The 25,104-nt window shown below is 47.4% G+C and carries 26 protein-coding genes; 11 read left to right on the top strand and 15 right to left on the bottom strand.

Annotated features, from left to right (window positions below):
* Window positions 1-477: 477 nt before the first annotated feature.
* Window positions 478-1,110, bottom strand: a complete 633-nt coding sequence (locus ATB78_RS15045; protein WP_061009081.1) for a CatB-related O-acetyltransferase — start codon at window positions 1,108-1,110, stop codon at window positions 478-480.
* A 198-nt stretch (window positions 1,111-1,308) separates the two neighbouring features.
* On the opposite strand from ATB78_RS15045, the gene ATB78_RS15040 reads away from it, so the two are divergent.
* The 4 genes from ATB78_RS15040 to ATB78_RS15025 all read left to right on the top strand — a co-directional run bounded on the left by ATB78_RS15040 (window position 1,309) and on the right by ATB78_RS15025 (window position 4,963).
* Window positions 1,309-2,082 (top strand): DUF4344 domain-containing metallopeptidase, encoded by a 774-nt coding sequence (locus ATB78_RS15040; protein WP_039986478.1) that lies wholly within the window; start codon window positions 1,309-1,311, stop codon window positions 2,080-2,082.
* Between the two features lie 41 nt (window positions 2,083-2,123).
* The gene (locus ATB78_RS15035) at window positions 2,124-2,510 is read left to right on the top strand and encodes a DUF393 domain-containing protein (RefSeq protein WP_061009080.1); all 387 of its coding nucleotides are present in this window, start codon (window positions 2,124-2,126) and stop codon (window positions 2,508-2,510) included.
* A 175-nt stretch (window positions 2,511-2,685) separates the two neighbouring features.
* On the top strand, window positions 2,686-4,347 hold the full coding sequence (locus ATB78_RS15030; protein WP_061009079.1) for a methyl-accepting chemotaxis protein: 1,662 nt from the start codon (window positions 2,686-2,688) through the stop codon (window positions 4,345-4,347).
* Between the two features lie 121 nt (window positions 4,348-4,468).
* Window positions 4,469-4,963, top strand: coding sequence for a peptidylprolyl isomerase (locus tag ATB78_RS15025; RefSeq protein ID WP_061009078.1), 495 nt, complete (start codon window positions 4,469-4,471; stop codon window positions 4,961-4,963).
* A 117-nt stretch (window positions 4,964-5,080) separates the two neighbouring features.
* Here the strand turns inward: ATB78_RS15025 and ATB78_RS15020 are convergent, their stop codons facing one another.
* From ATB78_RS15020 to ATB78_RS14980, 9 genes are all read right to left on the bottom strand, one after another.
* Window positions 5,081-5,716, bottom strand: a complete 636-nt coding sequence (locus ATB78_RS15020; RefSeq protein ID WP_061009077.1) for a DUF2268 domain-containing putative Zn-dependent protease — start codon at window positions 5,714-5,716, stop codon at window positions 5,081-5,083.
* Between the two features lie 68 nt (window positions 5,717-5,784).
* On the bottom strand, window positions 5,785-6,576 hold the full coding sequence (locus tag ATB78_RS15015) for a LytTR family DNA-binding domain-containing protein (protein ID WP_061009076.1): 792 nt from the start codon (window positions 6,574-6,576) through the stop codon (window positions 5,785-5,787).
* 15 nt (window positions 6,577-6,591) lie between these two features.
* Window positions 6,592-7,614: a sensor histidine kinase gene (locus ATB78_RS15010; protein ID WP_061009075.1), complete on the bottom strand. Its 1,023-nt coding sequence runs from the start codon at window positions 7,612-7,614 to the stop codon at window positions 6,592-6,594.
* Window positions 7,615-8,943: a hypothetical protein gene (locus tag ATB78_RS15005; RefSeq protein ID WP_061009074.1), complete on the bottom strand. Its 1,329-nt coding sequence runs from the start codon at window positions 8,941-8,943 to the stop codon at window positions 7,615-7,617.
* 45 nt (window positions 8,944-8,988) lie between these two features.
* Window positions 8,989-9,774, bottom strand: a complete 786-nt coding sequence (locus ATB78_RS15000; protein ID WP_061009073.1) for an outer membrane lipoprotein-sorting protein — start codon at window positions 9,772-9,774, stop codon at window positions 8,989-8,991.
* Window positions 9,767-11,035: an ABC transporter permease gene (locus ATB78_RS14995; protein ID WP_061009072.1), complete on the bottom strand. Its 1,269-nt coding sequence runs from the start codon at window positions 11,033-11,035 to the stop codon at window positions 9,767-9,769. Before ATB78_RS14995 ends, ATB78_RS15000 begins: the two co-directional genes overlap by 8 nt.
* Entirely contained in the window at window positions 11,023-11,721 is a 699-nt protein-coding gene (locus ATB78_RS14990; RefSeq protein ID WP_061009071.1) for an ABC transporter ATP-binding protein, read from the bottom strand. Before ATB78_RS14990 ends, ATB78_RS14995 begins: the two co-directional genes overlap by 13 nt.
* Before the next feature lie 9 nt (window positions 11,722-11,730).
* A complete protein-coding gene (locus ATB78_RS14985) occupies window positions 11,731-12,399 on the bottom strand; it encodes a hypothetical protein (protein ID WP_017189795.1) in 669 nt (222 codons plus the stop codon).
* Between the two features lie 84 nt (window positions 12,400-12,483).
* Entirely contained in the window at window positions 12,484-13,404 is a 921-nt protein-coding gene (locus ATB78_RS14980) for a LysR family transcriptional regulator (RefSeq protein ID WP_061009070.1), read from the bottom strand.
* A gap of 119 nt (window positions 13,405-13,523) precedes the next feature.
* Between ATB78_RS14980 and ATB78_RS14975 the strand changes: the two genes are divergently transcribed.
* From ATB78_RS14975 to rodA, 3 genes are all read left to right on the top strand, one after another.
* Window positions 13,524-14,573, top strand: coding sequence for an HlyD family secretion protein (locus ATB78_RS14975; protein ID WP_061009069.1), 1,050 nt, complete (start codon window positions 13,524-13,526; stop codon window positions 14,571-14,573).
* Between the two features lie 11 nt (window positions 14,574-14,584).
* Window positions 14,585-15,595 (top strand): DUF2955 domain-containing protein, encoded by a 1,011-nt coding sequence (locus ATB78_RS14970; protein WP_061009068.1) that lies wholly within the window; start codon window positions 14,585-14,587, stop codon window positions 15,593-15,595.
* 304 nt (window positions 15,596-15,899) lie between these two features.
* Entirely contained in the window at window positions 15,900-16,982 is a 1,083-nt protein-coding gene (rodA, locus tag ATB78_RS14965) for a rod shape-determining protein RodA (protein ID WP_009706701.1), read from the top strand.
* A gap of 83 nt (window positions 16,983-17,065) precedes the next feature.
* Here rodA and ATB78_RS14960 read toward each other — a convergent pair whose 3' ends face one another.
* From ATB78_RS14960 to ATB78_RS14950, 3 genes are all read right to left on the bottom strand, one after another.
* Window positions 17,066-17,782: a YebC/PmpR family DNA-binding transcriptional regulator gene (locus ATB78_RS14960; protein ID WP_005435878.1), complete on the bottom strand. Its 717-nt coding sequence runs from the start codon at window positions 17,780-17,782 to the stop codon at window positions 17,066-17,068.
* 133 nt (window positions 17,783-17,915) lie between these two features.
* Window positions 17,916-18,125, bottom strand: a complete 210-nt coding sequence (locus ATB78_RS14955; protein WP_005435877.1) for a DUF3283 family protein — start codon at window positions 18,123-18,125, stop codon at window positions 17,916-17,918.
* A gap of 94 nt (window positions 18,126-18,219) precedes the next feature.
* The gene (locus ATB78_RS14950) at window positions 18,220-20,139 is read right to left on the bottom strand and encodes a hybrid sensor histidine kinase/response regulator (protein WP_061009067.1); all 1,920 of its coding nucleotides are present in this window, start codon (window positions 20,137-20,139) and stop codon (window positions 18,220-18,222) included.
* Window positions 20,140-20,207: 68 nt separating this feature from the next.
* Here ATB78_RS14950 and ATB78_RS14945 point away from each other — a divergent pair, with 68 nt between their 5' ends.
* A complete protein-coding gene (locus ATB78_RS14945; protein WP_061009066.1) occupies window positions 20,208-20,963 on the top strand; it encodes a transporter substrate-binding domain-containing protein in 756 nt (251 codons plus the stop codon).
* A 96-nt stretch (window positions 20,964-21,059) separates the two neighbouring features.
* Here ATB78_RS14945 and ribA read toward each other — a convergent pair whose 3' ends face one another.
* Entirely contained in the window at window positions 21,060-22,118 is a 1,059-nt protein-coding gene (gene ribA / locus ATB78_RS28490; RefSeq protein ID WP_081096602.1) for a GTP cyclohydrolase II, read from the bottom strand.
* A gap of 165 nt (window positions 22,119-22,283) precedes the next feature.
* On the bottom strand, window positions 22,284-22,481 hold the full coding sequence (locus ATB78_RS14930) for a hypothetical protein (protein WP_009706697.1): 198 nt from the start codon (window positions 22,479-22,481) through the stop codon (window positions 22,284-22,286).
* Between the two features lie 361 nt (window positions 22,482-22,842).
* Here ATB78_RS14930 and ATB78_RS14925 point away from each other — a divergent pair, with 361 nt between their 5' ends.
* The 3 genes from ATB78_RS14925 to ATB78_RS14915 are packed head-to-tail and all read left to right on the top strand — an operon-like array spanning window position 22,843 to window position 25,093.
* Window positions 22,843-23,697, top strand: a complete 855-nt coding sequence (locus tag ATB78_RS14925) for an ABC transporter ATP-binding protein (RefSeq protein ID WP_061009127.1) — start codon at window positions 22,843-22,845, stop codon at window positions 23,695-23,697.
* Window positions 23,694-24,626 carry an ATP-binding cassette domain-containing protein gene (locus ATB78_RS14920; RefSeq protein ID WP_039986455.1) on the top strand — a complete coding sequence of 311 codons (933 nt, stop codon included), beginning with the start codon at window positions 23,694-23,696 and terminating at the stop codon, window positions 24,624-24,626. The genes ATB78_RS14925 and ATB78_RS14920 overlap by 4 nt, the downstream gene beginning before the upstream one ends.
* Window positions 24,626-25,093 carry a hypothetical protein gene (locus tag ATB78_RS14915; RefSeq protein WP_061009065.1) on the top strand — a complete coding sequence of 156 codons (468 nt, stop codon included), beginning with the start codon at window positions 24,626-24,628 and terminating at the stop codon, window positions 25,091-25,093. The genes ATB78_RS14920 and ATB78_RS14915 overlap by 1 nt, the downstream gene beginning before the upstream one ends.
* The last annotated feature ends 11 nt before the right edge of the window (window positions 25,094-25,104 follow it).

The raw sequence follows: 25,104 nt of genomic DNA, 5'->3' as shown, positions 1-25,104 counted from the left end.
TATTTTTTCGAAAATACTCAAAAGGTTGTGTTAAATGCGCCTTAGGCTAGTTTAAGGGACGGTCGTTAAGCGATGTTCTGATTTACGCGCTATTCGCAAGCCCTAAAATGTAAAAGGAGCCTGTTAAGCTCCTTCTTATCCTCTTCATAGACAACCAGAAATGACTGCTTGCAGGAGATGGATATAATGTTGTGAGTATTGTCCGAGTGACACTTTCTGAACCGCTATCGGGCTCCCTTACTTAAACAGAAAGTGATCATCACTATCGAGCAAAGTTCCTTCCCGTCATAACGAATAGAGCGCCGTGGTGGCGCTCTAACATCTGGGTTTGCTTGTATCCCATCGTAGTTCAAAAACTCTGACTCATGGTGTTTGAAACGAGCCGAATCCCGGGAAATTCTCAAGCTTGCAACAAGTGTTCTCGTTACAACGGAGCGAGATTATAACATATCGCTGAAAATTTTCCTCATTTCAGTGCTATTCGCCACTTTCATAGTTTGCTTCTGCAATGATCAACTGTTCAATATCATTACTGCAGATGAAAGCGCGAAGCGCCTCGAACTTGGCTTCATCCCACATGTAGATTTGCAGGGCGAGCAGCTTATCAATGATGTCTTGCTCAAAGCGAAGCTTAACGGGTTTTGCCGGAGATCCTGCCACCACGGTGTAAGGTGGGACATCTTTAGTCACGACGCTGTTTGCGGCAATCACTGCGCCTTCCCCAATGGTGACGCCGGGCATGATCATCGCGCGCATGCCAATCCAAGCTGCATCACCAATCACGGTATCGCCTTTGCCTTGGTAAGATTGCTCGATGTCATCAAGAAACGGATACAGACAGAACCAGTCCGTCCTGTGATTGTGGTTGCCGCCCATCAAAATCACCGCTTCAGCCGCGATACAAACGTAATCACCGATGTAGAGCTGATCGACTTCCCACCTCGGCTGCCACGCTTTACTGACTTCATCGCCATGCAGATAACGCACGACAGAATCTTCAAAGCCGTTATCCCAACAATCACTGTAATAACTGTGGGTGCCTTTGATGTGGATGTTTTGGTTTTGCACCACTTGGTGCAGGTACTGAAATTTGGACCAATGTTTTTTCATGGCAATGACCTCAATAGAGTAAATGTATGCCACGGAACGATTTCTCGTGGCGTTGTTGCTGCGTTCTCAGTCAACGACGCCTATTGGATGCGGGGTTGCAGTAGTAATGGATTATTCATGAATGTGTCCTCCAGCGCGCACACTATAAAAAGCATGTATAATTTTCAAGCAAACCAAACAAATAACAAGATTCCGAAAATGAAAAGTCACTCTGCCTTTGCCTCTCTGCTGCTGTTTGCTGCCACAGCGTCTGCGAGCGAAAACATTAAAATCGAATACCGCCCTGCGGAAACTGCCGACGATCGCTTTGCTGCGCAAGTGATTGAAAGCAGTGAAGTGAACGACATCTTTGTCCAGCTTTCTGATGATTACTTCCCGTTTGATAACCCACTAACACTGACCTACGGTGGCGAAGACGGTCCACTTTACGATCCAGAAACCCACACCGTCCATATTCCCTACACCTTCTATCTGGAATCATTCAACTACTTCACCAACAACAAATACCAAGAACGTTACGGTAAATCACCGAAAACGGGCGCGCTCGATACTTTGCTGCACACGCTATTGCACGAAGCTGGACACGCGTACATTGCCGATCAAAGCATTCCGGTACTGGGTAAAGAGGAAGATGCGGTCGATAACTTCGCTACCATTTTGTTGATCGATTACGTCGATGACGGTGCCGATGTAGCGATCAGTGCTGCAGACATGTTCGCATTCGAATCCGACGACAGACCGGACTACTACGATTTTGGCGAGTACATTGACGAGCACAGTTTCGATCTACAGCGTTACTTCTCTACCCTGTGTCTGGTCTACGGCAGCGATCCAGAGCAATACAAAGCCTTGTTAGATGAAGTAGAAAAAGATTACTTACGCGATCGCAAAGAGTTCTGCCAATTCAATTACGGCAACATCCGTGATAATTGGCTGCATTACTTGCAAGACAATGAACTAAAAGAGAAATAATCGCGTAAAAGGGACAAGAACCGTCAATAATGAGCTCAATCATGACCAAACTGACCGTATTTTATGATGGCACTTGTCCCTTGTGTGCCAAAGAGATGAAAGCGCTAAAACAACGCGATGCCAAGCAGCAAATCAAAACCGTCGACATCTACAGCGAGGCGTTCGCCGCTTATCCGCAGATCGATCCGGAGCAAGCTAACACCATTTTGCACGCCCTCAACGATAAGGGAGAGCTGCTGCTTGGGTTGGATGTGACTCATCGCGCATGGCAACTGGTCGGTCGCGGTTGGTTGTATGCACCGCTGCGTTGGCGCGTTTTTAAACCTGTTGCGGATTGGCTTTACCTCAAATTTGCCAAAAACCGCTACCGCGTCTCCTACTGGTTAACAGGCACTTCTCGCTGCAATAACGGTTCGTGTTCACGTTAATTGTGATCCTGCTTAAAAATGCTACGACCTTAGTCTAAATTTATAAACTTCCAGTACTTCTGATTGATTAACTCGGTTAATCTCTAAGCATTACAACAATAAGTATTAATAATTTTATCAGGCAAGCTTATTCGGCTTGTCACTTGTAACGCTGCGCCGAGAGAAGGACGTCTCTATGAATCTGACGATCAGAAAACGACTATATATCCTTTCAATAATTCCAATTCTAACCATGGCAATAGGCATGATGTGGTTCACCTATCTACAAACTACAGCCTACAACGAACACGAGATTGAGCAGACTCGAAGTCAAATGATGGAGATGAAGAAATCCGAGCTCAAAAACTACGTCCAAATGGCGCGCTCCGCCGTCGAGCCATTACTCGCTGAAAATGCCCCACTTGAAGAAGCACTGCCTATCTTGAAGCAGCTGGAGTTCGGTCAATCCGGCTACATCTTTGGCTACGATTCAAAAGGCGTGCGTGTCGTGGTGGGTAAAAACACCAAAGGCATCGGAGAGAACTTCTATAACTTGCAGGACAAAAAAGGCAATTACCTGATTCAGGATTTGATCAAAAATTCCAAAACTGGTGAGTTCACGACTTATTACTTCCCGAAACTCGGTCAGAACGAAGCGCTACCGAAACTGAGCTACTCAGTCTTTATTCCTGAATGGGATTTGATGTTAGGTACGGGCTTCTACACTGACGATATCGACGCGATTGTGGCAAACATGGAAGAAGCCGCGCATCAGGCCCTCAACACCACACTGACGGCAATTGCTCTGTTCTGTGTCTCGATTGCAGCCATCGTTGCAGTCTTCGCGGTGTTTGTTAACCGCAGCATCATGAAGCCTATTGAGCAGTTTGATGCTTCAATTCACTCTTTCGCGCAAGGCGATGCAGACTTAACCGCGCGTATGGAAGAATCAAGCGTGCCGGAGTTCACTCAGCTTAGCCGTAACTTCAATATCTTCGTTGAAAGCCTGCAAGGCATCATCAAGAGCGTTAGCCATGTTGGGCAAGAAGTGGTCTCAGAGACCAACGACATGTCACAGCGAGCATCGCAAGTGGATGAATTGGCTTCAGGTCAACGTGAAGAAACCGAACAAGTCGCCGCAGCAATGACCGAGATGACAGCAACAGCGCACGAGATATCCAGCAACGCTAACCAAGCGGCGCAATCCGCCAAGGACGCCGACGAAAATTCACAGCAAGCGAAACACATTGTTGATTCCGCAGCAAACTCTGTTGAAGCGCTCGCGCTAGAGGTGTCGGAAGCCAGCACGGTGATTTCTCGTTTAGAGAGCGATGTACAAAACATTTCTTCTTCGCTAGAAGTGATTCAAGACATCGCCGAGCAAACCAACCTATTGGCACTAAACGCAGCCATTGAAGCAGCCCGTGCAGGCGAACAAGGTCGCGGCTTCGCAGTCGTTGCCGATGAAGTTCGTAAACTGGCGAGTCGCACTCAAGACAGCACAGGCGAAATTCACCAAATGATTGAGCAGTTGAAGTCTGGCTCGGATGCGGCAGTGAAAGCCATGGGTTCGAGCCAAGCGCGTGGTGAAGCAACGGTTGAAGAAGCACGAGCAGCCTCTGCCGCACTGCAAGAAATCCAAGCCGCGATTGCTAACATCATGGACATGAACACCCTGATCGCAACGGCAACCGAAGAGCAAAGCCAAGTTGGGCAAGAGATTTCACAACGCATCGAGGTCATCTCTCAACAAAGCAGCCAATCGGCGCACCTTGCGAATCAAAACCGCGCAGGCAGTGGCAACCTTAACCACAAAGCTAACGAGCTGTACGACTTGGTCGGTCGCTTTACGGTTTAGAGCTTTCCTCACCCATTCACCATGCAAACAGCGACGCCAAAACGTCGCTGTTTTTATTTCTGCTATCCTCAGAAGTCTTAGCTATAATGCCGCCAACTTAGCACCTACAAGGGCAAACAAGATGATTATTATGACCACCAATTTCGGTGATATCGAGATTGAACTGAACCTAGAACGAGCGCCAGTTAGCTCGAAGAACTTCAAAAAATACTGTGAAGATAACTTCTACAACGGCACCATTTTCCACCGCGTTATCGACGGCTTTATGATTCAAGGTGGCGGTCATACCGAAGACATGGCAGAAAAGCCAACACGCGCACCGATCGCGAACGAAGCAAACCGTGGTCTAAAGAATCTTGTTGGCACTATAGCAATGGCGCGTACCGATGCTCCGCACTCTGCAACGGCACAGTTCTTCATTAACTTGGAAGACAATGATTTCCTAGACCACACCGCAACCACCAACCTAGGCTGGGGCTATGCCGTGTTTGGTAAAGTGACCGCGGGTATGGATGTCGTAAACCGCATCGCGAAAGTGAAAACGACCTCTAAGCTTGGTCACGATGATGTGCCATGCGATCCAATCATTATCGAGAAAGTGACGATCAGCGAATAAGCCCGTTCGCCTCTTGGTAAAAATCGTCGCTATAAAACGACAAAAGCGCCTAATGTCAGATGACTTAGGCGCTTTTTGTTTTTATGACTCAGCCGATTAGTTTGGCTTGTGCCAGGGTTATTGATAGAAAAGCTCGGCTTTTGCTCCGACTAAATCAAGCTCAGAGCCTTGAAAATCAGCCAGATAATCAGCAACAAGGTTGTACCCAACCCAATACCCCATGTATTTCGGCCAGCGACTTTGATCGCTGCCAAGAAAGTAAGCGTCGAAGTTGTAATCTAAGTTGGTCAACTTGTCTTTCATCTCAGCATAGAAAGGACGCCAATCTTGATCTTTGATTTGTTCAAACAAGCTCGGAGTGACGCCGCCATTCACCATACGTTCGAAATGACAAGCTAACCCTTCCATAATCAGCACATCACCAAGCGCAACGCCATTCTCTCCCGCTCGCATACGGAACAGGTGATGCAACTCATGCGCTAACACCGCAGCTAGTTCTTTCTCAATAACGTTTTTAATATCAGCACGTTGAGTATCAAGCAGAATCTCTACACGATAGGCGCTTAAGCAATAGCCACCAATCCCCGTCTGCGGTACGTCATTGCGATCAAACGGGCTAATGGTGAGGTCAATGTTACTTAAATCAAAGTAACTAGAAAGTTGTGAGCTCAGATCATCAAGTTTCTGATGCAAATACTCAGAGATTGGAGACAGTTCTCCCGTCGCATTTAACAGGGTTACGCGATAACTCATTTATCTTCCTTGATAATGTGGGTTAAGAGCAGCGAGTTTACAGTGTAAAGAGTGAGCAGTTCTAGCAATTACATCCCTTTGAACAAACTTTGAGATGCACGGCTCACAGCGAGCTTAGTTTCTCCAACGTGAACAAACATTCTGCCAGCAAAGTCTTTGTTTACTTTGCTAATTTTGCACACTTGCACCACGCTTGAACGGTGCACTTGCCAGAACTGTTCTGGGTTAAGCTGTCCTATCAACTCTTTCAACGATGTGCGAATCAAATACTCTTGCACTTTGCCTTGTCCTTGTTGGGCATATACAGAAACGTATTTTTCTTCCGCTTTGAAATACAGTACATCAGACGTGGCGATCAGATGAATATCTTCCCCTTGCGTCGCTTTGATCCACTGAAGATATTGCGGCGTTTGTGGAGCAGATAATTGCTGCAGTTGCTCTAACAGGCTGCTCATCTGCACATTACTGCTCTCTTGCTCTCGCTTAGCAAGGCGTGTTTTCACTCTTTCACACGTTGTCAGGAGGCGCTCATCCGAGATAGGCTTGAGCAAATAATCGGCGGCATTTTGTTCAAAGGCTTTTATGGCGTAATCATCGTACGCGGTAACAAACACAATCAAAGGCGGGTTGGCGAGTTGATTGAGTTTTTGCGCTAATGTCATGCCATCCAAAACTGGCATACGAATATCAAGAAACGCAATATCAGGTTGGCTTTGCTCAATGGCTTGCAACGCTTGTTCACCATCGGCGACTTTGGCTATCACCTCTAGTTCTGGCCACACTTCAGCTAGGCTTTTATCAAGATGACGCCTCAATAGCGGTTCATCATCAGCAATAATGGCAGTAAACCCTGTATTCATTCCTTTCTTCCTTGATTACGATTCCATTGGCCAGCTCAGGCGAACACATACGCCACCCTGAGCAGACTCACTGATAGAAACCTCTCCTTGCCCGGCGAACAAAGCTTCCACTCGCTGCTTGAGATTACTTAGACCCACGCCAGAGCCCATGTGCCCACTCACGTGATTTAAGCCAACACCTGTGTCTCTGACTTCAATCAGCAAGTTCTGTTGTTTGCGCTTAACCAGCAAACGGACTTCACCGCCTTCTCGCTTCGGCTCAATACCATGGATGATGGCGTTTTCGATTAAAGGTTGGAGCATCATCGGCGGTAATTCGGTTCTGCCTAGCCCTTCTTCCACCTCAATCTTGTAACTGAGTCGATCACCCAAACGAGTTTGTTGGATGCCTAAGTAAGCCTCAAGTAACGCCGTTTCATTGTCTATGGTGGTGTGTTCTTCGCGTGAGCTTTTAAGCGTTGCACGCAGTAGCGCGGTTAACTGTTCTAGCATCAGCTTGGCTTTATCGACATCTTGCGACATGAGCGCACTGATATTTGCCAAGGTATTGAATAGAAAATGCGGTTCAATCTGGCTTTGCATCTGCTTAAGCTGACTCAGTAACAGCGCACGATCTTGCTCTGCTTTCTCGCGTTTGATGGCCTCTAACTCTCTTTGAGCGATCGCATGTTGCTCGCGTGAATAGAAATAGAAAAAGCACATGGCACTGAATAACAATCCCATGAGACCAACCGACAGCATACTTGAGATACCAAAGTATTCCCCAAGCCAAAGCTGGGCGTTCACCACACCAAACAGTAGGCATGCCGTCAGCGAGATAGCCACTTCCGCCAAACGAGGAATGGTAGGAAACAGGCGGTCGACAAGCCATGAGAAGAAGATAGCCGAATAGCCAAATCCAAAGCTAACCGCCACATGAATGTAGAATGGACCGCCCCAAACCGAGAGCGTCATTGCTGCGATAAAGAGACAAAATGCCGTGGTCACTAATAAGCTACGCGGCCATCCACTTTTCACCACTAATTTTGCTGAACCCATTTAGAATTTCCCTTTGATGTTAAATACAATCATATGCTTATCATTGATTTGTGCGTAAGCAGATTGGTCGTCTCCGGTTAAAAAGCGTGCGGCAACTTCCACTTCTACACTTTGATCGCCAGTATCAATCCATTGGTAGTTAAGCCACTGCGTGACAATCACACCCCCATCTTGTGGCGACAGCATCGCATCCAACGTAGGGGTTACATCACTTAGCCAGCCCATATCCGCTTTACCGTTCCATGCAGCCCACGCTTCCAAATCCCAACTCCAGTGCAGCATTACGTTATGCTGAACGATATTGGCATGCTGAAACCCTTGGGCGTAGCTTGTCGCAATTAGAGATACATTATGGTCGGGGATCTGAGAGAGTAATTCGCCACGCTCTATTGCTTGTTGCCATTCGCCTTTCGACCATGCACGGCTGTCGTACCAATATTCAGCAATCACGTTGTGTCCGGCTTGGTTTGCCCAATTCAACCCAATTAAGGCTTGGAATGCGCTGCCTTGGTCCTCAACCGAAACGGGTTGGTAAAGATCATCCTGCTGAAACTGATAGCCGACACTTTGCTTTTGCCACAGCATGGAACCGTGCATGGCGATGGATTCATCCCACACGGCGATGGCACTGGCGCCAAGTAAACCTCGGCGCACATCATCGTAATAACCAATAAGTTGATACTCGGTATCACCCACCAGCGCATAACGACGAATACCAACACCTTGCTGCTCTGCGGCTTGATCCAGTGCACTTTGGTCTTGTTGCCCCCAGCTTGAATCCGTCGCAATCACCGTCCACTCGCCTTCCATATCGTAGTGTGAAAGTGAAAACACACCCGCCCCCTCTTCTGCGACTAAGCCAACAGGGTTTTGTCGATAAGGCTTAAACAGATCTAAGGGTCGGTAGCCATAACCCACGCCCCAATCAACGCGCAACTTACCTAAGCTCACATCAAGTGTGGTGTCACCAACTTGCCACTCCCCTAGCCAAGCCAGCTCTCGAATCAACAGTTGGTTATCAGCTTCACTCCACCAGTCACTCTCTCCTTGTTGGTTGAGGTACAACCCTTGGCTGTACAGAGCAAACAAGCCGCTGAAGTTCTGATAATTCACCTGCACATCCAACAGTGCATTAAGTGAATCACGAGAACTGCCCTGCGCCTGCATAAACGCGCTATCACGCTGCTTGGCAGTTTCGTAACTGACAGCCCAATCCCACTCAAAACTCAGCTCATCATTGGCAAAAGCAGGGACTGCTGCGCCCACACACAACGACGCAGCAATCAACAAACTGGTGCTTTTGTTAAGGTTAGGCTGGTGCGATTTCATGTGACTTCCTTGCTCGTTTTCATGCTTCTATTTGCAAAGATCAGACTAAAGCTGAGTCGTATTGGCTTTCGGCAAATAGCTTGGGTTGTAGAACTTGTTGTCCAGCTGCCAAGGCACGATCTCTTGATACTCGATAACGGTCTTTTTGCTCGGCTGAATGCTATCAAGCAAGGTCATCTCACTGACGTAGTCTTCACCGTTGTCAGTTGCACGCCCATATTGCGCTTGCTTGGCGAGTTTGCCAGAGCGCAAGTAAAGATCAGCTTTGATTGGAAACGCATCTTGCTCAGACAACCACAAGTCGATCTTCTGATAGCTCGCCCCTTTGGTTTTCGCGGTTAAAGCAAGGTGATAAGCCGCGACACTTTCCCCGTTTACCGAAACGGTTTCTGTCGCTTTCCATTCACCTTGATAATCTTGACTCCACGTCAGGGTTGAGATGTCGCCGATAGACGCTTCACCAAGCAGCTTCTGCATTGGCGTAATGCGAATCGGACGGCGGCTCTTTGGCATTTGCAGCCAGTAGTTGTCGCCCATCATCAGCATCTTTTGCCCAGCTTCGACTGCCGATTTGAACACCACCAACGATTCACGATTTGGACGCGTGTACACATGGTAAAGGCGGGTTTTATCTAACTCTTGGTCTTGATATAAGCGCACCAGTGACACCACTTTGGAGGAATCATCTTGCAAGCGGTAGCTGTCAGCTTTTTCAATCAATTGCGCAACTTGCTGTGCATCTAGCGCTGTTTCATTTGCACTGACATTCATGCTTGCAACGCCGCTTACCGTCAGCAGTGCAATTGGTAATAGTGATTTGAAATTAAACATAAATCAGTGCCTCCGTAATTGGCTTGTTCACCCCTTTGCGCGCCGAGAAAAACGCCGCAACCAAACAAATCATCAATACTGCAAATCCTGCGACAGCCACCAGCTCCCAAGAGAAGTAAATCGTCAATGGGTAACCCTCTGTGCGTCCTGGCGGTGGCGGCATTTGTACATCCACGACCATCAGTAAAATGGTGACTAATGCAGTGAACAAAGCGCCGATTAAGCTGCCAATCACCGCGAGTAACCCTGCCTCGCGCAAGAACCCAGCAATGATTTCGCGAGGGTAGCTACCAAGAGCCGACAAGGTGCCTATTTCACGTGTACGTTCAGTCACAGACATGGTCATGGTGTTGAACAGGGCGACAAAGACTACCAACGCCATTACTGCGCCCATGATGCCGAAGATGCGGTCGTACAAATCTTTCACTTTGAGATAGAAGAACGCACGTTCTTGCCAAGGCGTAATCTCAATATCTTGATCGCCAAAGTTCTGCTTTTGCTTACTCAGAACCGAAGCCACTTGTTGCTCGACTTGGTTAGTTAAACTGGTATCGAACAGGAAGACCGATAACGCACTGACTTTGTTTGAACCGAGCAGCGATTGCGCGCTGTTGATGTGCACGTACAACTGGCGTTTATCAAGCTCAGGTAAGCCGGTTGAGTAGATGCCACGTACTTTGAAGTCATACGCATTCAATGCGCCATCGGTAGTGGTCGCCAGCAAGGTAATCCAATCGCCAACGTGCACGCTTAGGTTGTTCGCCAAATCAACGCCGAGCATCACTTCTGGCTCTGCAGGGTCATAACGCGATGCATGAATGTTGGACAGCGTCTGCCCTTCACGCACATCCAAAAACGGCCCTTTCATATCGAATTCGCGCTCGTTCACGCCAATGCCGATAAAGATCGATGACTTGTTGCCGTTGGAAATCAAACCACTGAATTCAACTCGTGGCTGCACGCCTCGCACTTCATTTAACCCAATCAATTGCTTGGTGATGTCGTCTGCATGAGTTAAACCGTTACTCAGTGGCATCTCTTCTTCTTTGGCGAAATATCCCGGCGTGGTTAACGTCAGATGCCCCGTATCACGCGCTGTCGACTCTTTCAAACTGTCGTAGGTGTACAGACCAAAACCGCCCGCACTGGTTAACGCAAACACGGCAATGGCAATGATCAACATCGACAACAAACTGCGACGGCGATTGCGTTGCAGGTTCAACCAAGCAAGGCGAACCGAAACGGGAATTAGCTTGCCCATGAAACCTCCTCCAAACTTGCGTGCGTTTGGGTGATTTTGCCATCCACCAACTCAATGGTTCGATCGCAGCGAGATGCCATACGAGGGTCGTGTGTGGCGACGATAAAAGTGGTGCCAAGCTCGTGTCCGAGCCCTTTCATAATGTCGATGACCTTGTTGGCAGTTTGGCTATCAAGACTTGCGGTGGGCTCATCAGCAATCACCAATGCTGGTTTGTGCACTAAGGCGCGCGCAATTGCCACGCGTTGTTGCTGACCGCCTGATAGGTTATCGGGCATGTGATGAATAAACTCGCCCAAGCCAACGTGTTCTAGCATTTGTGTGGCGAGCTCGGTTTGTTCCGCTTTTGAAAAACCGTTAAGGTGTAGCGGATAAGCCACGTTCTCTAACGCCGTCATCACGGGAACAAGGTTGAATTTTTGAAATACAAAGCCAAGCTTTTCACGGCGCATTTTCGCAGCCTGCATTTGCCCAGTTGGGTATGGGCTGCCTGCAAATGTCACCTGACCTTGGTATTGAGTATCCAGCATGCCAAGCACGTTAAGTAAGGTGCTTTTGCCTGAGCCAGACGGCCCGCACAATGCCACCATTTCGCCGGCAAACACTTCACCAGACACCTCTCGCAATGCACGTACCGTTTGGTTGCCAAGGGCGTAATCGCGGCTAAGTTGATTAAAAACGATCATGACGCCTCCCTAATATTTCGCTAGCAGCGCTTTCGCGGTTTGCGTTTCTAAATTGCTGTCACCCAACTGCTCCATTTGCGCTAACCATGTTTTGGCTTGTTGAACATCTTCAGCTCTTAGTGCTGCTTCAATGGCGTAGCGATAAATCCACGAAGTAGCCGCGAAAGGTTGTTGGCTAAAACTCGGCTCATCGAGCAATGAAAGGTACAGCTCGTAGCCACGCTCAAAGTGATTGAACATGTCAGGTAGAGAAGTAAAGGTGGTGGCTGCCATAGCGGTGGCTAGTTGATATTCCGGCAAACCTTGTAAGCGTTGTTGCTCTTGCAGTGGTACTGGCTGATTCGCCATTAAATCCAAACCTTTTTGGATTGTGGCAAGACCGCGCTCGGTGAACTTCATCTTGTTCCAAGGCATAAACGCCTCACGACCTTGCAACGTTTCAGCACTACCTAAATACACCAAGGTCACCGGCGTTGCGCCTTGCTCTTCGAGTTGTTTAGATAATTCGCCGTAAACGGTATCAACTAAGCCAGAGTCACCTTGCGCCGCTTGGTTGAATTGACTGAGTGTGCGCTCGCTTGGATTAGCCAGAGCCAAATTGCTGCTAAGTGCAAATGCGGCGATAAACGTACTTGCCAGTTTAAGAGCTTTGATTGAGCGAGATTGAGAAACCATCATGTACTGTCCTTAGTTGAACGTGATTTGATGGTTTCAGATTAAGGGAGAAGATCGCACGCCGCTTTTGCATGCGACCAATGGCAGTTATGCGGAGTGAATGGTATTGAGAGAGGATGAATGGTTTTGCGTTTCGGCAGCCTGCAATATCGCCTCAATCATTAAGCTGAGAGCCTTAGGCTGGTAGTTGCGTTGGCGATAAACCAGATAAGCTTGACGATCCCCACGACTGTAGGACTGCGCCACCTGCACCAAATTCAGCTCAGGTTTCACATGACGAATGGGAATCGAGGCGATCCCCAAGCCGTTTTCCACTGCTTTGATCACGGCGGTTATATCATTGACCACTAAGCGCGGCTTGCAGTTGAGCATGTCCACCAACTTATCTTGTTGGTAGATAGGCACTTGTGTGGTGTGCGTGCTGGCTACCCAATCTTGCTTAGCTAAATCCTCTAAGCTTTCAATGCTGCCGCCCGCTTGCGCTAAGTACTCTGGGCTAACAAAAAAGGCATGTTCCGCTTTAAACAACGGGCGAGCGATCATGTCGTCTAACCCATCCAATTCGAATGTCACCACCAGATCGCGGTCGGTCTCTGGAATCGAATTCACTTGGCTAAGCAGCAGATCAATCGTCACTTTTGGGTAGGTTTTGATGTAGTCCTCAACCACCTTATCGACCAAGTCATTGTAGAAGCGGCTTGGCATCACCAATCGAATTCGTCCTTCGACTTGTTGGCTTTGCTGGTTGAGCTGCAAGATGCCGGATTCGATCTGCGCCATCGCACTGCTGAGCTGATCAAACGCCTGTAAGCCTGTCTCGGTTGCCACCAACTCACGGCCTTTCTTCTCCAACAATCTCAGCCCTAGACGTGCTTCCAGCGCCGATAAACGACGAGACATGGTAGAGACCGGCAGTTCGAGCTTTTTCGCTGCCGCGAGCAAAGAGCCTTGCTCAACCACTGAGCAAAACAGGTACAGATTATCAACGTTTCCAAATATGGAATTCATACTTCTTCCATTGGTTATTTTTTCCAATTTTAAATGAGTATAACCTAGCCCACGTAGAAAAGAGACCCGAATATGCCGTGAACGCGGCGCTTAATAACGAATGAATACTAGGTACAGACGTGAAAGAAAATTTTTATAAATACGCGATATACACTGTTTTTTCAGCGGCAGCTTTGTTCTCCGCTTTTTTAGTCACCTCAGATAATGTTTCCCCTTTCACCACCCAAGCGACACTGCATCGTAATGTCGCTACTATTGCGCCGGAAGTATCTGGCGTGATCACCGATGTGATGGTGAACAACGGTGAATTGGTTGAAAAAGGTCAGCCACTGTTTGCTATCGATGCCAGCAGCTACCAATTAAAAGTGGCACAAGCCAAAGCCGAACTGCGCCAAGCACGTGAATCAGATTCCGCGAAATGGCAACAATTGGCTGCAGCGAAGCAAACCCAAAGCCAACGCGAATTCGAATATCACAACGCGAAGCAAAAACTGGCGCGTAACCAAAAACTGCGCAACAAAGGGCTGGCAACTGAGCAAGAGCTGGATGACGCTATCACTAATACACAAGTCGCCAGCAGCGCGGTTGAAGCGGCGAACGCGGAAGTGAAACGCATTGAGGCAGAGCTTTCTACTCAAGATCGTACGGCGGCTATTGAATTGGCAGAAGCAAAACTTGCCAGTGCAGAGCTCGACCTAAGCCACACCCAAATCGTGGCGCAAACCGAAGGCGTGGTAACGAATTTGCAACTGCAATCAGGCAGCTACATTACACAAGGCACAGCGTCATTGATGCTGGTGGACGAAGCTCATGCGTGGATCAGTGCAGACTTCAACGAAAAAGGCATTGATAAGCTTACCAATGGCCGCGAAGTGTTGGTGTCCTTCGATGCACTACCGGGCAAAGTGTTTACTGGTGAAGTCAGCAGCCAAGAGCGTGCGATTTACGATACCAACAATGCTAATGGACAGCTTTCTAGTGTGACCAATGATACTCGTTGGATCCGTGAGCAACAGAAAGTACGTACCCGCATTACGGTTGACGAGTTGGATCCTTCAATGATTTCTGGTTCACGAGCGAGTGTGATCGTTGAAAGCGGCAATCCTGTTATGGATGTCATTGGCTCGGCTTGGATTCACTTGGTGGCGATGTTCCGCTACATCTACTAGGGGGGTGAACCATGTGGACCTTCGAAAGCCTATTTCAAAGTCGTTCTGAGCGCAATGAAGCACTGCGTGTAGCCCTTACTGTGACGATTTGTATGGTGCTAGGCAAACTGCTGAATCTTGATTCTCCGGTTTATCTGGCGCTGTACCCAACCATCATCATGACCAAGAACAAAGACTACTCTTGGCTTGGTCTCCTTCGCACCTTGCTACCTACGTTATTAGCAGCAAGTGCAGCATTGGTGGTGACCGAAGTGTTTTCACAGCATCCGTTTGTGGTGTGGACCATTAGCTTGTTCTTCTTCGACTTTATGCGCCGTAGAGCGACCACGCCGCCGAAGAAAGGTCAGATGCTAATGCCAACCTTCAACTGGATTCTGATTGTGGTGTTTGCTCAACACACTACCATGGACATGCCAATGCGCATTCATGAAATCCTGCTATCAATGCTGATAACCATGGTCGTCGCAAAAACCATGGTGACTCTGTTCCCTGTTGAACGTGGTGGTAAGCCACCAGCATTTGAAGAAGAGCCTGTTACGTTTGAGAACAGAGCGATTTCACTCGCATTGATTGGTCTTGGTGTGGCGTTCTTGATGATTGTCGACATCATCTCAGCAACGTTTTGTTTAGTGCCAGTGATTGCCGCAGCAACGCAAACCACACACAAAAGCTTTATCGACGTGGTTGATCGCCGTTTTCAAACTCAAGTGGGCGGCTGCGCATTAGCTGTAGTGTTCACCTTACTAATGGCTGGGCATCAGTCCACGTTCGGTTACTACATCATCGTATTGGGTCTGCTTGCCTTTATGATCACCGCATCAATGGCAAAAGCGAAAGGCCCGGCCAAAGACGTCCATGCCGACGCGTTATTGGCGACCATGCTGCCGATTCAACTCTACATGACCAGTAACGAGTTAGGCTTGGAGAGCACCTTCCTTCGAGCTTGGGAGCTTACCGTGACTTTGTTTGTGCTGTGGGCGTTGTACCATTTCACGCACAAACCAGAAAAAGCCCAAGCCTAAGCGTGCCATCGCCTTAAGTGCTCAGTACTTAAGGCGAATCTGCTCATTTCATTGCGCTGTCTGTACCAATTTCCATTTCAATCTTATAAAAAATGTGGCGCAAAACCTCAGCCTGGTGTATTTATCCATCCCACGACTTTCCAAGTCAGCTTACCCATAACAGGCGGCGTCGCACACTCCTCTCTTGCACACCTTTGCGTGGTGTCTGTTATTTCCAAATTGGATTCTTAGCATCGGAATAGTTTGAGCTCGCAGAGTTCTGGTTGTTTTCGCCCCGCGTTGGGGCGTTTTTAGGTTGTAGAAGATGAACAAGCGTTTCTTCCCTAGGATTGATTTGCCATTGTTGATGGCGATCATTCCGATCATGCTATTGAGTTCGCTCACTCTCTGGAGTGCCAGTGGATTCAATGAAGCTATGCTCTTTAAACACCTCGCTCGATGCGGTTTGACGCTGGTGTGTATTTTGGTGATGTCGTCGATTCCTGCGTCCAGTTATCAACGTTCAGCGCCTTATTTGTATTTGGTTGCGGTTTCTCTCTTGGCGGCCGTGGCCTTATTTGGCGATAGCACCAATGGCTCGCAGCGTTGGCTCGATATCGGCTTCTTCCGCTTTCAACCCTCTGAGCTGATCAAGCTCTCCATTCCCATTATGATTGCGTGGATGCTGCATCTAGAAGGTGGGCGACCAGACATTCGCAAAATTGCTTTCTGTTTGCTGATCACCTTTATTCCTGCAGGCTTAATTGCCTTACAACCTGACTTAGACGGCGCTATCTTCACCGTGATTTACGCGTTGTTTGTGCTGTTTTTTGCAGGCATGAGCTGGAAGATCATTGGCGGCTTTTTGGTGAGCATTCTAACGCTGGCACCAATACTTTGGTTCTTTGTGATGGAAGCGTATCAGAAGAGCCGTGTAACGCAGTTCTTGCATCCTGAATCGGATCCACTGGGTTCGGGCTACCAAATCATCCAATCGTTGATTGCGATTGGTTCTGGCGGCATGAAAGGCAAAGGCTGGATGAATGCCACTCAAGGTACGCTAGGCTTTATCCCTGAAAGCCATACTGACTTTATCTTCTCGACCTACGCAGAAGAATGGGGCTTTATTGGTTGTGTGGTGTTGTTGGCGCTGTACTTGTTTATTACGGCGCGTGTGATGCTGCTGGCATGCCAATCTGAGCACTTCTTCAGTCGTCTGGTGAGTGGCGCATTGGCGATGAGCTTCTTCCTTTACGCCTTCATCAACACCGGCATGGTAAGTGGCTTGTTGCCAGTAATGGGTAGCCCACTGCCGTTTTTTAGCTACGGTGGTACGGCGATGCTAACCCAAGGCATCTGTTTTGGTGTGATCATGTCACTGTGTTATTCCAAGTACCGAAACACCTAAACGCTAGTCATAATAGAAAAGACAAACAACACGATCAAAAAAGGCTTCCCTCGGGAAGCCTTTTTTACAACTGGAGAACCGAATTATAGTTCGCCGTTGTGGTATACCTGTTGAACGTCGTCACAGTCATCTAGAAGGTCTAGGAACTTCTGGAATTTCTCTGCGTCTTCGCCTGTTACTGGCGTGTTCGTTTGCGGTACGAATGTGATTTCTTCAACGTCGATCGTTAGATCTGGGAATGCAGCGTTAAGCGCAGTTTTTGTTTTGAAGAACTCAGTGTGAGGTGCGAATACAGTGATAACACCGTCTTCTAGCTCAACGTCAGTAACGTCTACGTCTTCCATCATTAGCGTTTCTAGGATGATTTCATCATCTTCGCCTTTGAACTGGAATACCGCTTGGTGATCGAACATGTGAGAAACAGAACCTTCAACACCAATTTTCGCACCTACTTTAACAAAGCATTGGCGAACGTCTTGGAATGTACGGTTACCGTTGTCTGTTAGACAGTCTACGATCACGCTTGTGCCACCAGGGCCAAAGCCTTCGTAACGTGCTGGAGTGTAGTCTTCACCACCGCCGCCGTTCGCTTTGTCGATCGCTTTATCGATAACGTGTGCAGGAACTTGGTCTTTTTTCGCTTTTGCGATCAGGTGCTTCAGAGACAAGTTCATGTCTGGATCACCACCACCGTTTTTCGCGCACATGTAAATTTCTTTACCGTATTTGGAATAAACTTTAATTTTTGCGCCTGCAGTTTTCGCCATTGAGGCTTTGCGCACTTCAAAACTTCTTCCCATCGGGATGTCTCTCTAAATTCAAATTTAATGCGAAGGATTTTAGCAAAGAGTGAAAATTTTACCTTTCACCTTGCAAAGGAATGGGGAGGAAACCTCATTCGCCGCTACGGTTTACACCAGAGCCACGCTCGCTTTATGCGACACCCATTACTCGTTTGTACTTATCGATTGCCTGTTGAAAAAACACTTTCTCATCAGCGTCGTTAATCTTAGACAACTCTTCTTCTATCGCTTCAGGACCAGATTTCGCTTCTTTAAGCTTCCAAACCAAAAACGATGCTTGCTTATCAAGTTCGATTTTGTTTTTCTCGTCAGGCGGCAACAGGGATAGATTGAACGACATTCACAGCCTCAAGGTACTTTAATAAATACTAGCCGCGCACTATAGCACACAGATTTGACTTTTAAGAAGTGAAACGCACTTTCCTTGATCAATTTCAAGTTGCTTCCTTGGGATTCGATCGGGTTTGCAATGAATCAGGAAGATATTGCTCAAAAATTTGCTGCAAACGCTCCTTGGTAACCGGTTTGGCAACAAACTCATTCATGCCAACATCAAAACAACGCTGTTGATCTTCTTTAATCACATTGGCGCTCAACGCTATGATCGGCACTTGCTGACCCCACTCGCCCATCTTGCGAATGTTTTCAGTAGCAATAAACCCATCCATCACTGGCATTTGACAGTCCATCAATATCAAATCGAATTGATGTTCTTGGCACTGTTGGAGCGCCTCTTCACCGTGTTCTGCCACATTCACCTGCATGCCGAGTTTTTCCAACATAATGCGCACGACTTTTTGGTTTACCGCGGTGTCTTCTACCACCAGAATCCAAGGTTTGCCCTCGTCTTTGGTTGGTTTAAGGCTTTTTGGCGCGCTGTCTTCACCGTTACGAAAATCAAGCACGTTCGGTGTACTTGGCGCAATTGGTGTATCACTGACGATATTGAGTGGAATAGTAAATTCAAAACAACTGCCAAGCCCCGGCTCACTGGTCAGACGGATCTCGCCGCCCATCACTTCGACCAAGCTGCTGCAAATCGCTAAGCCTAAACCAGTACCGCCGTATTTTCTCGTGGTGCTGCCGTCGGCTTGCTGAAACTTCTCAAATACCGCTTGCTGGTTTTCTTTCGCGATACCAATCCCCGAATCAACCACACGGAAATGCACGCTGGCGACGTCATCTTCTCGGTTCACTTGTGACACCATCAACTTAACATGGCCACGCTCGGTGAACTTGACTGCATTACTGAGTAAGTTACTCAGCACTTGTTTGAGCCTACCCACATCACCTTCCACTTCTGAAGGGAGTTGAGTGTCGATATCGCAAACCAACTGTAAGCCTTTTTGCTGAGCTTTAACGGTGTGCAATCTGCCAACTTCATGCAGTAGATCGAGCAGATTATAAGTGGCTGTCTCAAGCTCAATTTTACCCGCTTCAATTTTAGAGAAATCGAGAATGTCGTCGATGATGACCATCAGTGAGTTGGAAGAGCTGTTGATGATGGAAACAAAGTCTTTTTGCTGTTCATCTAGCTTGGTATCACCGAGTAAGGAAGCAATGCCGATAATCCCATTCATCGGCGTACGAATCTCATGGCTCATTGTGGCTAGAAATTCACTCTTCTTACGGTTTGCCACTTCAGCTTTGTCACGTGCTTCTTCGATTTCCAGTTGGTGCTCACTGACACGCTCTACGCTTCGGTTGTATTTGCGTTCTAATAAACCCACTTCATCGAAAAACCAACGCTTGGGGAGCTGTACTTTGCTCGGTACATGGCCGCCGCTAAAATCACTCACCGCACCAGAGAGCAATTGAAGTGGCTTGACCATTAAACGAAACGTAACCCAGAGAACACCGATGATGAGCAAGAAGATCTTGATCGCTTCCGCGATCACAAGAAAAAAGAAGGTTTGCCATAATCCTTGATAGATCGGGCTGAGATCCGACTGCACCGTTACTTCGGCAAGATCAAAGGTTTTTGTGCCCATGTCGTACTGCAAAGGCCATTGACGCTCGATCCGATCTTCCGTCAAGGCCGAGCCTAATTCGAAGATCACTTCATCCGGCGTCGCGATTCTTAGGTAGTCCACTGAGGGCAGGCGCATCGCCCCTTCTGCTTGGGTGTGCAGCAATTCTCTGTCTTCTACCCACAGACTGGCAGAAAAACTAGAAAGGTAGCTGGTTTTCACCTGTTCCAGTTCTTTATCCAAGCGAGCGAGATCATCGTTGAAGTCACGGTACAAACTGACGGAAGAAATGATCACGGTAAAGATTAAACTCAACGCAAAAATCGCCAGCATCAGCTGGTTGCCGATACTAAACCGACGTTGAGTTCGCTCTTTTGTCTCCATATGAAATCGCTCCCTTAAACATGCGCTACTATAAATATAGTCACGTCACGACAATAATCGAGGTTAGGATGAAAGGACTCTTACGTACATTAGGCTTTAGTTTTATGGCCTTAAGCGCACACACCATGGCGAGCGAAGTGAACTACTACGTTATCTCTGAGCAAGCTCGACCATTCCAAATAGAACAACAAGGTGAACAACATTCCGGAATTGTGACTGACATCGTCAGTGCCATCTTTGCCGAATCCGATTATGAGGTGAAATACCACACTTACCCATTTAAGCGCATGATTTCAGTACTTGAAGCAGGCGGCGAGGAGAATTGGGTCACTTATGGCAGCCCAAATTGGGGCAAGGTGCAATCAGAAAACCTCTCTGAACAACCTATTTACACTGTAAAACACGTACTGGTTTCGAGCAGTAAAGCGCCATTCAAATTTAGCGATATGCAGCACATGCAAGGTCGTTCTATCGTACTGTTGCTTGGCTTTGATTATCCGAACTTAAGTCCGTTCTTTGAAAACGGCACCGTCAATGAAATGCGCGTGAAAGACTACGACGCCGCTTACCGCGTCCTACAACGCACTCCTGGTGATACCGCCTTTGTCGAGATGGAATCGCGTGTGGTGTACAACATCAAACGTTTAGAGCTGCCAATGGGAGACTTCCAGATCCAATCTTTCAGCTCTGTCATTCCAGATTACTCCATCTATCTGGCTTTCTCTCCGGAGATGAATCCGAAAGTGCAAACCTTCATCAATAAGCGCCTAGCAGAGCTCAAAAGTTCGGGGCAAATCGACAACATCATCAAAAAATACATCTAACCGTTCATACCTAACCAATCATGAAAAAACCGCCAGCTTGGATAAGCTGGCGGTTTCATTTTTATCTCTTCTTTGTGATTCATCTTGTTCGAGCGTTTAATCTTGTTCGACAAATTTGGGGTCGAACATGTGGCCAAGCTTGTTGGCTTTGGTTTGTAGGTAGTGTTGATTGTTTGGGTTATTGCCTTCTTGTAGTGGCACCCGCTCAACTACGTTAATGTTCACCTTCTTCAGCGCTGCAAGCTTGCGTGGGTTGTTGGTCATCAAACGCACTTGATCAATATTCAGGTGGTCGAGCATCCCCTTACAAAATGCGTAATCACGCATATCAGCAGCAAAGCCTAGTCGCTCATTGGCTTCGACCGTGTCTGCGCCTTCATCTTGTAAGTGATAGGCACGAATCTTATTGATTAAGCCAATGCCCCTGCCCTCTTGGCGCAAATAGAGCAGCACGCCACAGCCTTCTTCGACAATATTTTGTAATGCGCGGTTAAGCTGGAAACCACAATCACAGCGAGTACTAAACAAGGCATCACCAGTTAAACATTCTGAATGCAGACGAATCAGCGGCGCTTTACTGTTTGTAGGGTCACCATACACCAAAGCCAGATGCTCTTTTCCCGTCGCGTTCTCGATAAAACCATGCATGATAAACGTGCCCCATTGGGTTGGCAGCTTGGCTTTATCGACAAAGCGCACCAAGTTATAAGGCTCGACGTGTTTTAGCTCAGCACGTACGTTCATCAAAATCTCCCCTAAATGGTTTTCACCCGAGCCGTCACCTCCATCGCCCCAAAAGGCATCTTTATGCGAGTGTTCGGTCAAGCAGGCATTTCCTGTTTCCATTAACTGTTGGGCTAACAGTGGGTTTTGCAGAAACTTCTCACGGACGATAAACGCCATTACGGAGAGTTTGTCGTCGTCCCAATCTTCACGGACGAGGTGTTGATATTTGCGGCTTAAAGCAAAGGCTTCGTCGGGGCTTTTTGCGGTGAGGATTTTATTTTGTAGTTTGCGGTCACTGAATTTTTGCGCTTGGTAATAGTGTTCGCTGGTGGGCCAAGATTGGGTGGAGACTTTTATCTGCGCTTGGCAAAAGTTGGAGAGGAAACCGTGGGATTCATCGGGTTCATAGAAAAGGATCTGATCAACCATAATCGTACTCCTGACGTTGCTGTTCAATAGTCAACAAAAAGCATATTGCTATTGATATAAGCTTTAGTAACGCAGGGAGAGAAAGTCAAATAACTGGTTGTAAATCATAAAAATGAAAAGGGCAGTCTTATGACCACCCCATGGTTTAATTCCGCAGTGCGAGAATTAGTGAATTAAGCCAAGTTCCCTTGCTTCTTCGATGCTCAAGCCGCTTTCACGGATCTCACGAAGAGCTTCAATACGACGTCTTGCTTCGGCAGATTTCACGGTTTTCTCAGGTCTCACAACGGTTTCTTCTTCAGGGAGTTCCCATTTGTGAGCGATGTTGCTCATCTCTTCATGGTCGATAGAATTAATGGACATATTTCCTCCGAACACACCATGTTTTCGATGGGTAATCTATAGCAAACCCCCAATGTAGAGGTAAGAAAAACTGTAGGGAAATGTGACCCCTTTCGACCTTTCACTAACTCGTTAATAGATTCATCATTTAGTTTTTGCAAAGCGCGTTTTTAGCGATTAAATTTGAAGAATTCCCCCTACGAAAAGTGAGCTGATCCAGCTCTCATTTTTCCCTCGTAAATTCACACTTCCATAACGGAAAAAATTCTTTTTATTACACTCAACTTTCGAGTCACTTCACTGATTAGACGGTTTTGCCTTTCGTAAACCTCATACACCTGATAATGATAATAATTATCTTTTGTATTGGTAAGATGTAATGATGAGTGAACTAAACCTGAATCAGGCATATAACTCTGATCCTGTCATTCAGATCAGAGAGTTATGTGTGGATTACATCACCGACAACGGCGACTTCAATGCTGTGAAATCGGTGAGCTTTGATATTGGCAAAGGCGAAATATTTGGTCTGGCGGGTGAATCAGGCTGTGGTAAAAGTACCATTGCTTTCTCTATCAACCGTCTGCACAAGCCGCCCGCGTTTATCTCTGGTGGGCAAATTCTATTTGAAGGCAAAGACATCCTTCGTCTGCCTGATAATGAGCTTAATACGCTACGCTGGAGCGAGATTGCAATGGTGTTCCAAAGCGCTATGAACTCACTGAATCCGGTTCTCACCGTTCAGGAGCAATTTGCCGACGTATTACGCCACCACAAAGGATTAACCAACGAGCAAGCCAAAGACCGTGCAGAGAAGCTTCTCGACTTAGTCAACATTCCGAGAAATCGCCTGGGCGAATACCCACATCAGTTCTCCGGCGGCATGCGTCAACGTTTGGTGATTGCGATTGCCCTATCCCTCAATCCAAAGCTGATCATCATGGACGAGCCAACCACAGCGCTCGATGTGGTGGTTCAACGTGAAATCTTGCAGCAAATCTATCAGTTACGTGATGAGTTTGGTTTCTCAGTGCTCTTTATTACCCACGATTTAGCGCTCATGAGTCAATTGTGCGACCGCATTGCCATCATGCGCCACGGCAAGATTGTTGAAGTGAATAGCTCATACGAAATCCGTAATCATCCTCAACACGAATACACCCAAAAGCTATGGGCTTCGTTCCCGAATATTCACGATGTACATAAACAACCACAAACGGAAGGAGCGCCAGCATGAGTGAACCGATCATCCAAATGAAAAACGTGATCAAGGAATTCAAAGTCGGTGGTGGCTTCGCAAAAGAAGAAACCTTCCGTGCGCTTCAGGGCGTAAGCTTTGATCTTTATGCAGGCAAAACCCTTGCGCTAGTGGGCGAATCAGGTTGCGGGAAGAGCACCTGCGCGCGATTAATTACCAAGGTGTATCCAGCCAGCGATGGTGAAATCCTTTTCAATGGCAAAAACATCAACGACATTACTGCTCGTGGTGAGATTCAGGATTACCGCAGTAAGGTCCAAATGGTGTTCCAAGACCCGTTTGGTTCTTTAAACCCAACCCATACTATTCGCCATCACTTAACTCGCCCATTGAAGATTCATAAGCAGGTGAAAAGTGACAAAGAAATCCCAGCTAAACTGCTAGAGCTGCTGGATTTGGTTGAACTGCCAGAGGAAACGCTGAACAAGTTCCCTCACGAACTCAGTGGTGGCCAGCGTCAACGCGTTAATCTAGCGCGCGCTCTGGCGGTAGGCTCACAACTTATCCTTGCCGATGAACCGACGTCGATGCTGGATGTATCGATTCGCTTGGGCGTACTTAATCTAATGCAGCGCATGAAGCAAGAACTGGGGATCGGGTTCCTATACATCACTCACGACCTTGCAACCGCGCATTACATCGCTGAAGAAACCGCAGTGATGTACAAAGGGCAGATCGTCGAATGGGGAGATACCCAAGCTATCTTAAAGAATCCTCAGCACCCATACACTAAGCTATTGATCTCTGCGGTACCGGATCCTGATCTGCCATTTGGCAACCTAGTGGAAAGTGAGCCAAACTATTCAGTAGATGCCGATGAGATCCGCAGTCGCAGCAGCGTTGTGGTCGAAGACTATGATCAAATCGGACCAAATCACTTTGTAAAACAATGGACTGAGGCAGCCTAATGGATTTGATGACCTGGCAAGATCAACTATCAGATTGGTACGACAATCGGAAGCATGATCAAGTAGAAAGCTTAGAAGCGATCTTATACCAAGCGCCTGTTGCTGTGTTTGGTCCAGAACTGACGGACGAACAGAGTAAAGCGATCGCTTGTTGGCTAGATGGTTGCCTAAGAGTCTTTCAACACGCTAGGCATCAAGACCATCAAAAAGCCTTCCAAATCCTGCAATACACTGGTGCGAAGCTCGAACAATCGGCTTGCCAACCGATGAACGATATTCTTATCAAGGATTGGTGTCTCAAACGCTTACAACATTTGACCGTTCTGGCGTTAGAGTTTTGTAATCAGCAACACGATCAAACTGAATGGCAGCAACAAGCGAGTAGCTTGATCGAGTCACACGTTGCGTTGATGCGATCGTTGAATTGGAATGAAACTAGGAAGCATGATCAAGGATTACGTCATTGATTCGGAAAGAT

The organism is Vibrio sp. CUB2 (genome assembly GCF_001557945.1).
GTDB lineage: Bacteria > Pseudomonadota > Gammaproteobacteria > Enterobacterales > Vibrionaceae > Vibrio > Vibrio owensii.
This window is presented reverse-complemented; position numbering and strand designations above follow the sequence as displayed.

What these genes read in the sequence shown, in the direction of transcription:
- ATB78_RS15045 (WP_061009081.1), bottom strand. Translation starts at nt 1,110, where the DNA reads ATGAAAAAACATTGGTCCAAATTTCAGTACCTGCACCAAGTGGTGCAA.
- ATB78_RS15040 (WP_039986478.1), top strand. Translation starts at nt 1,309, where the DNA reads ATGAAAAGTCACTCTGCCTTTGCCTCTCTGCTGCTGTTTGCTGCCACA.
- ATB78_RS15035 (WP_061009080.1), top strand. Translation starts at nt 2,124, where the DNA reads ATGACCAAACTGACCGTATTTTATGATGGCACTTGTCCCTTGTGTGCC.
- ATB78_RS15030 (WP_061009079.1), top strand. Translation starts at nt 2,686, where the DNA reads ATGAATCTGACGATCAGAAAACGACTATATATCCTTTCAATAATTCCA.
- ATB78_RS15025 (WP_061009078.1), top strand. Translation starts at nt 4,469, where the DNA reads ATGATTATTATGACCACCAATTTCGGTGATATCGAGATTGAACTGAAC.
- ATB78_RS15020 (WP_061009077.1), bottom strand. Translation starts at nt 5,716, where the DNA reads ATGAGTTATCGCGTAACCCTGTTAAATGCGACGGGAGAACTGTCTCCA.
- ATB78_RS15015 (WP_061009076.1), bottom strand. Translation starts at nt 6,576, where the DNA reads ATGAATACAGGGTTTACTGCCATTATTGCTGATGATGAACCGCTATTG.
- ATB78_RS15010 (WP_061009075.1), bottom strand. Translation starts at nt 7,614, where the DNA reads ATGGGTTCAGCAAAATTAGTGGTGAAAAGTGGATGGCCGCGTAGCTTA.
- ATB78_RS15005 (WP_061009074.1), bottom strand. Translation starts at nt 8,943, where the DNA reads ATGAAATCGCACCAGCCTAACCTTAACAAAAGCACCAGTTTGTTGATT.
- ATB78_RS15000 (WP_061009073.1), bottom strand. Translation starts at nt 9,774, where the DNA reads ATGTTTAATTTCAAATCACTATTACCAATTGCACTGCTGACGGTAAGC.
- ATB78_RS14995 (WP_061009072.1), bottom strand. Translation starts at nt 11,035, where the DNA reads ATGGGCAAGCTAATTCCCGTTTCGGTTCGCCTTGCTTGGTTGAACCTG.
- ATB78_RS14990 (WP_061009071.1), bottom strand. Translation starts at nt 11,721, where the DNA reads ATGATCGTTTTTAATCAACTTAGCCGCGATTACGCCCTTGGCAACCAA.
- ATB78_RS14985 (WP_017189795.1), bottom strand. Translation starts at nt 12,399, where the DNA reads ATGATGGTTTCTCAATCTCGCTCAATCAAAGCTCTTAAACTGGCAAGT.
- ATB78_RS14980 (WP_061009070.1), bottom strand. Translation starts at nt 13,404, where the DNA reads ATGAATTCCATATTTGGAAACGTTGATAATCTGTACCTGTTTTGCTCA.
- ATB78_RS14970 (WP_061009068.1), top strand. Translation starts at nt 14,585, where the DNA reads ATGTGGACCTTCGAAAGCCTATTTCAAAGTCGTTCTGAGCGCAATGAA.
- rodA (WP_009706701.1), top strand. Translation starts at nt 15,900, where the DNA reads ATGAACAAGCGTTTCTTCCCTAGGATTGATTTGCCATTGTTGATGGCG.
- ATB78_RS14960 (WP_005435878.1), bottom strand. Translation starts at nt 17,782, where the DNA reads ATGGGAAGAAGTTTTGAAGTGCGCAAAGCCTCAATGGCGAAAACTGCA.
- ATB78_RS14955 (WP_005435877.1), bottom strand. Translation starts at nt 18,125, where the DNA reads ATGTCGTTCAATCTATCCCTGTTGCCGCCTGACGAGAAAAACAAAATC.
- ATB78_RS14950 (WP_061009067.1), bottom strand. Translation starts at nt 20,139, where the DNA reads ATGGAGACAAAAGAGCGAACTCAACGTCGGTTTAGTATCGGCAACCAG.
- ATB78_RS14945 (WP_061009066.1), top strand. Translation starts at nt 20,208, where the DNA reads ATGAAAGGACTCTTACGTACATTAGGCTTTAGTTTTATGGCCTTAAGC.
- ribA (WP_081096602.1), bottom strand. Translation starts at nt 22,118, where the DNA reads ATGGTTGATCAGATCCTTTTCTATGAACCCGATGAATCCCACGGTTTC.
- ATB78_RS14930 (WP_009706697.1), bottom strand. Translation starts at nt 22,481, where the DNA reads ATGTCCATTAATTCTATCGACCATGAAGAGATGAGCAACATCGCTCAC.
- ATB78_RS14925 (WP_061009127.1), top strand. Translation starts at nt 22,843, where the DNA reads ATGAGTGAACTAAACCTGAATCAGGCATATAACTCTGATCCTGTCATT.
- ATB78_RS14920 (WP_039986455.1), top strand. Translation starts at nt 23,694, where the DNA reads ATGAGTGAACCGATCATCCAAATGAAAAACGTGATCAAGGAATTCAAA.
- ATB78_RS14915 (WP_061009065.1), top strand. Translation starts at nt 24,626, where the DNA reads ATGGATTTGATGACCTGGCAAGATCAACTATCAGATTGGTACGACAAT.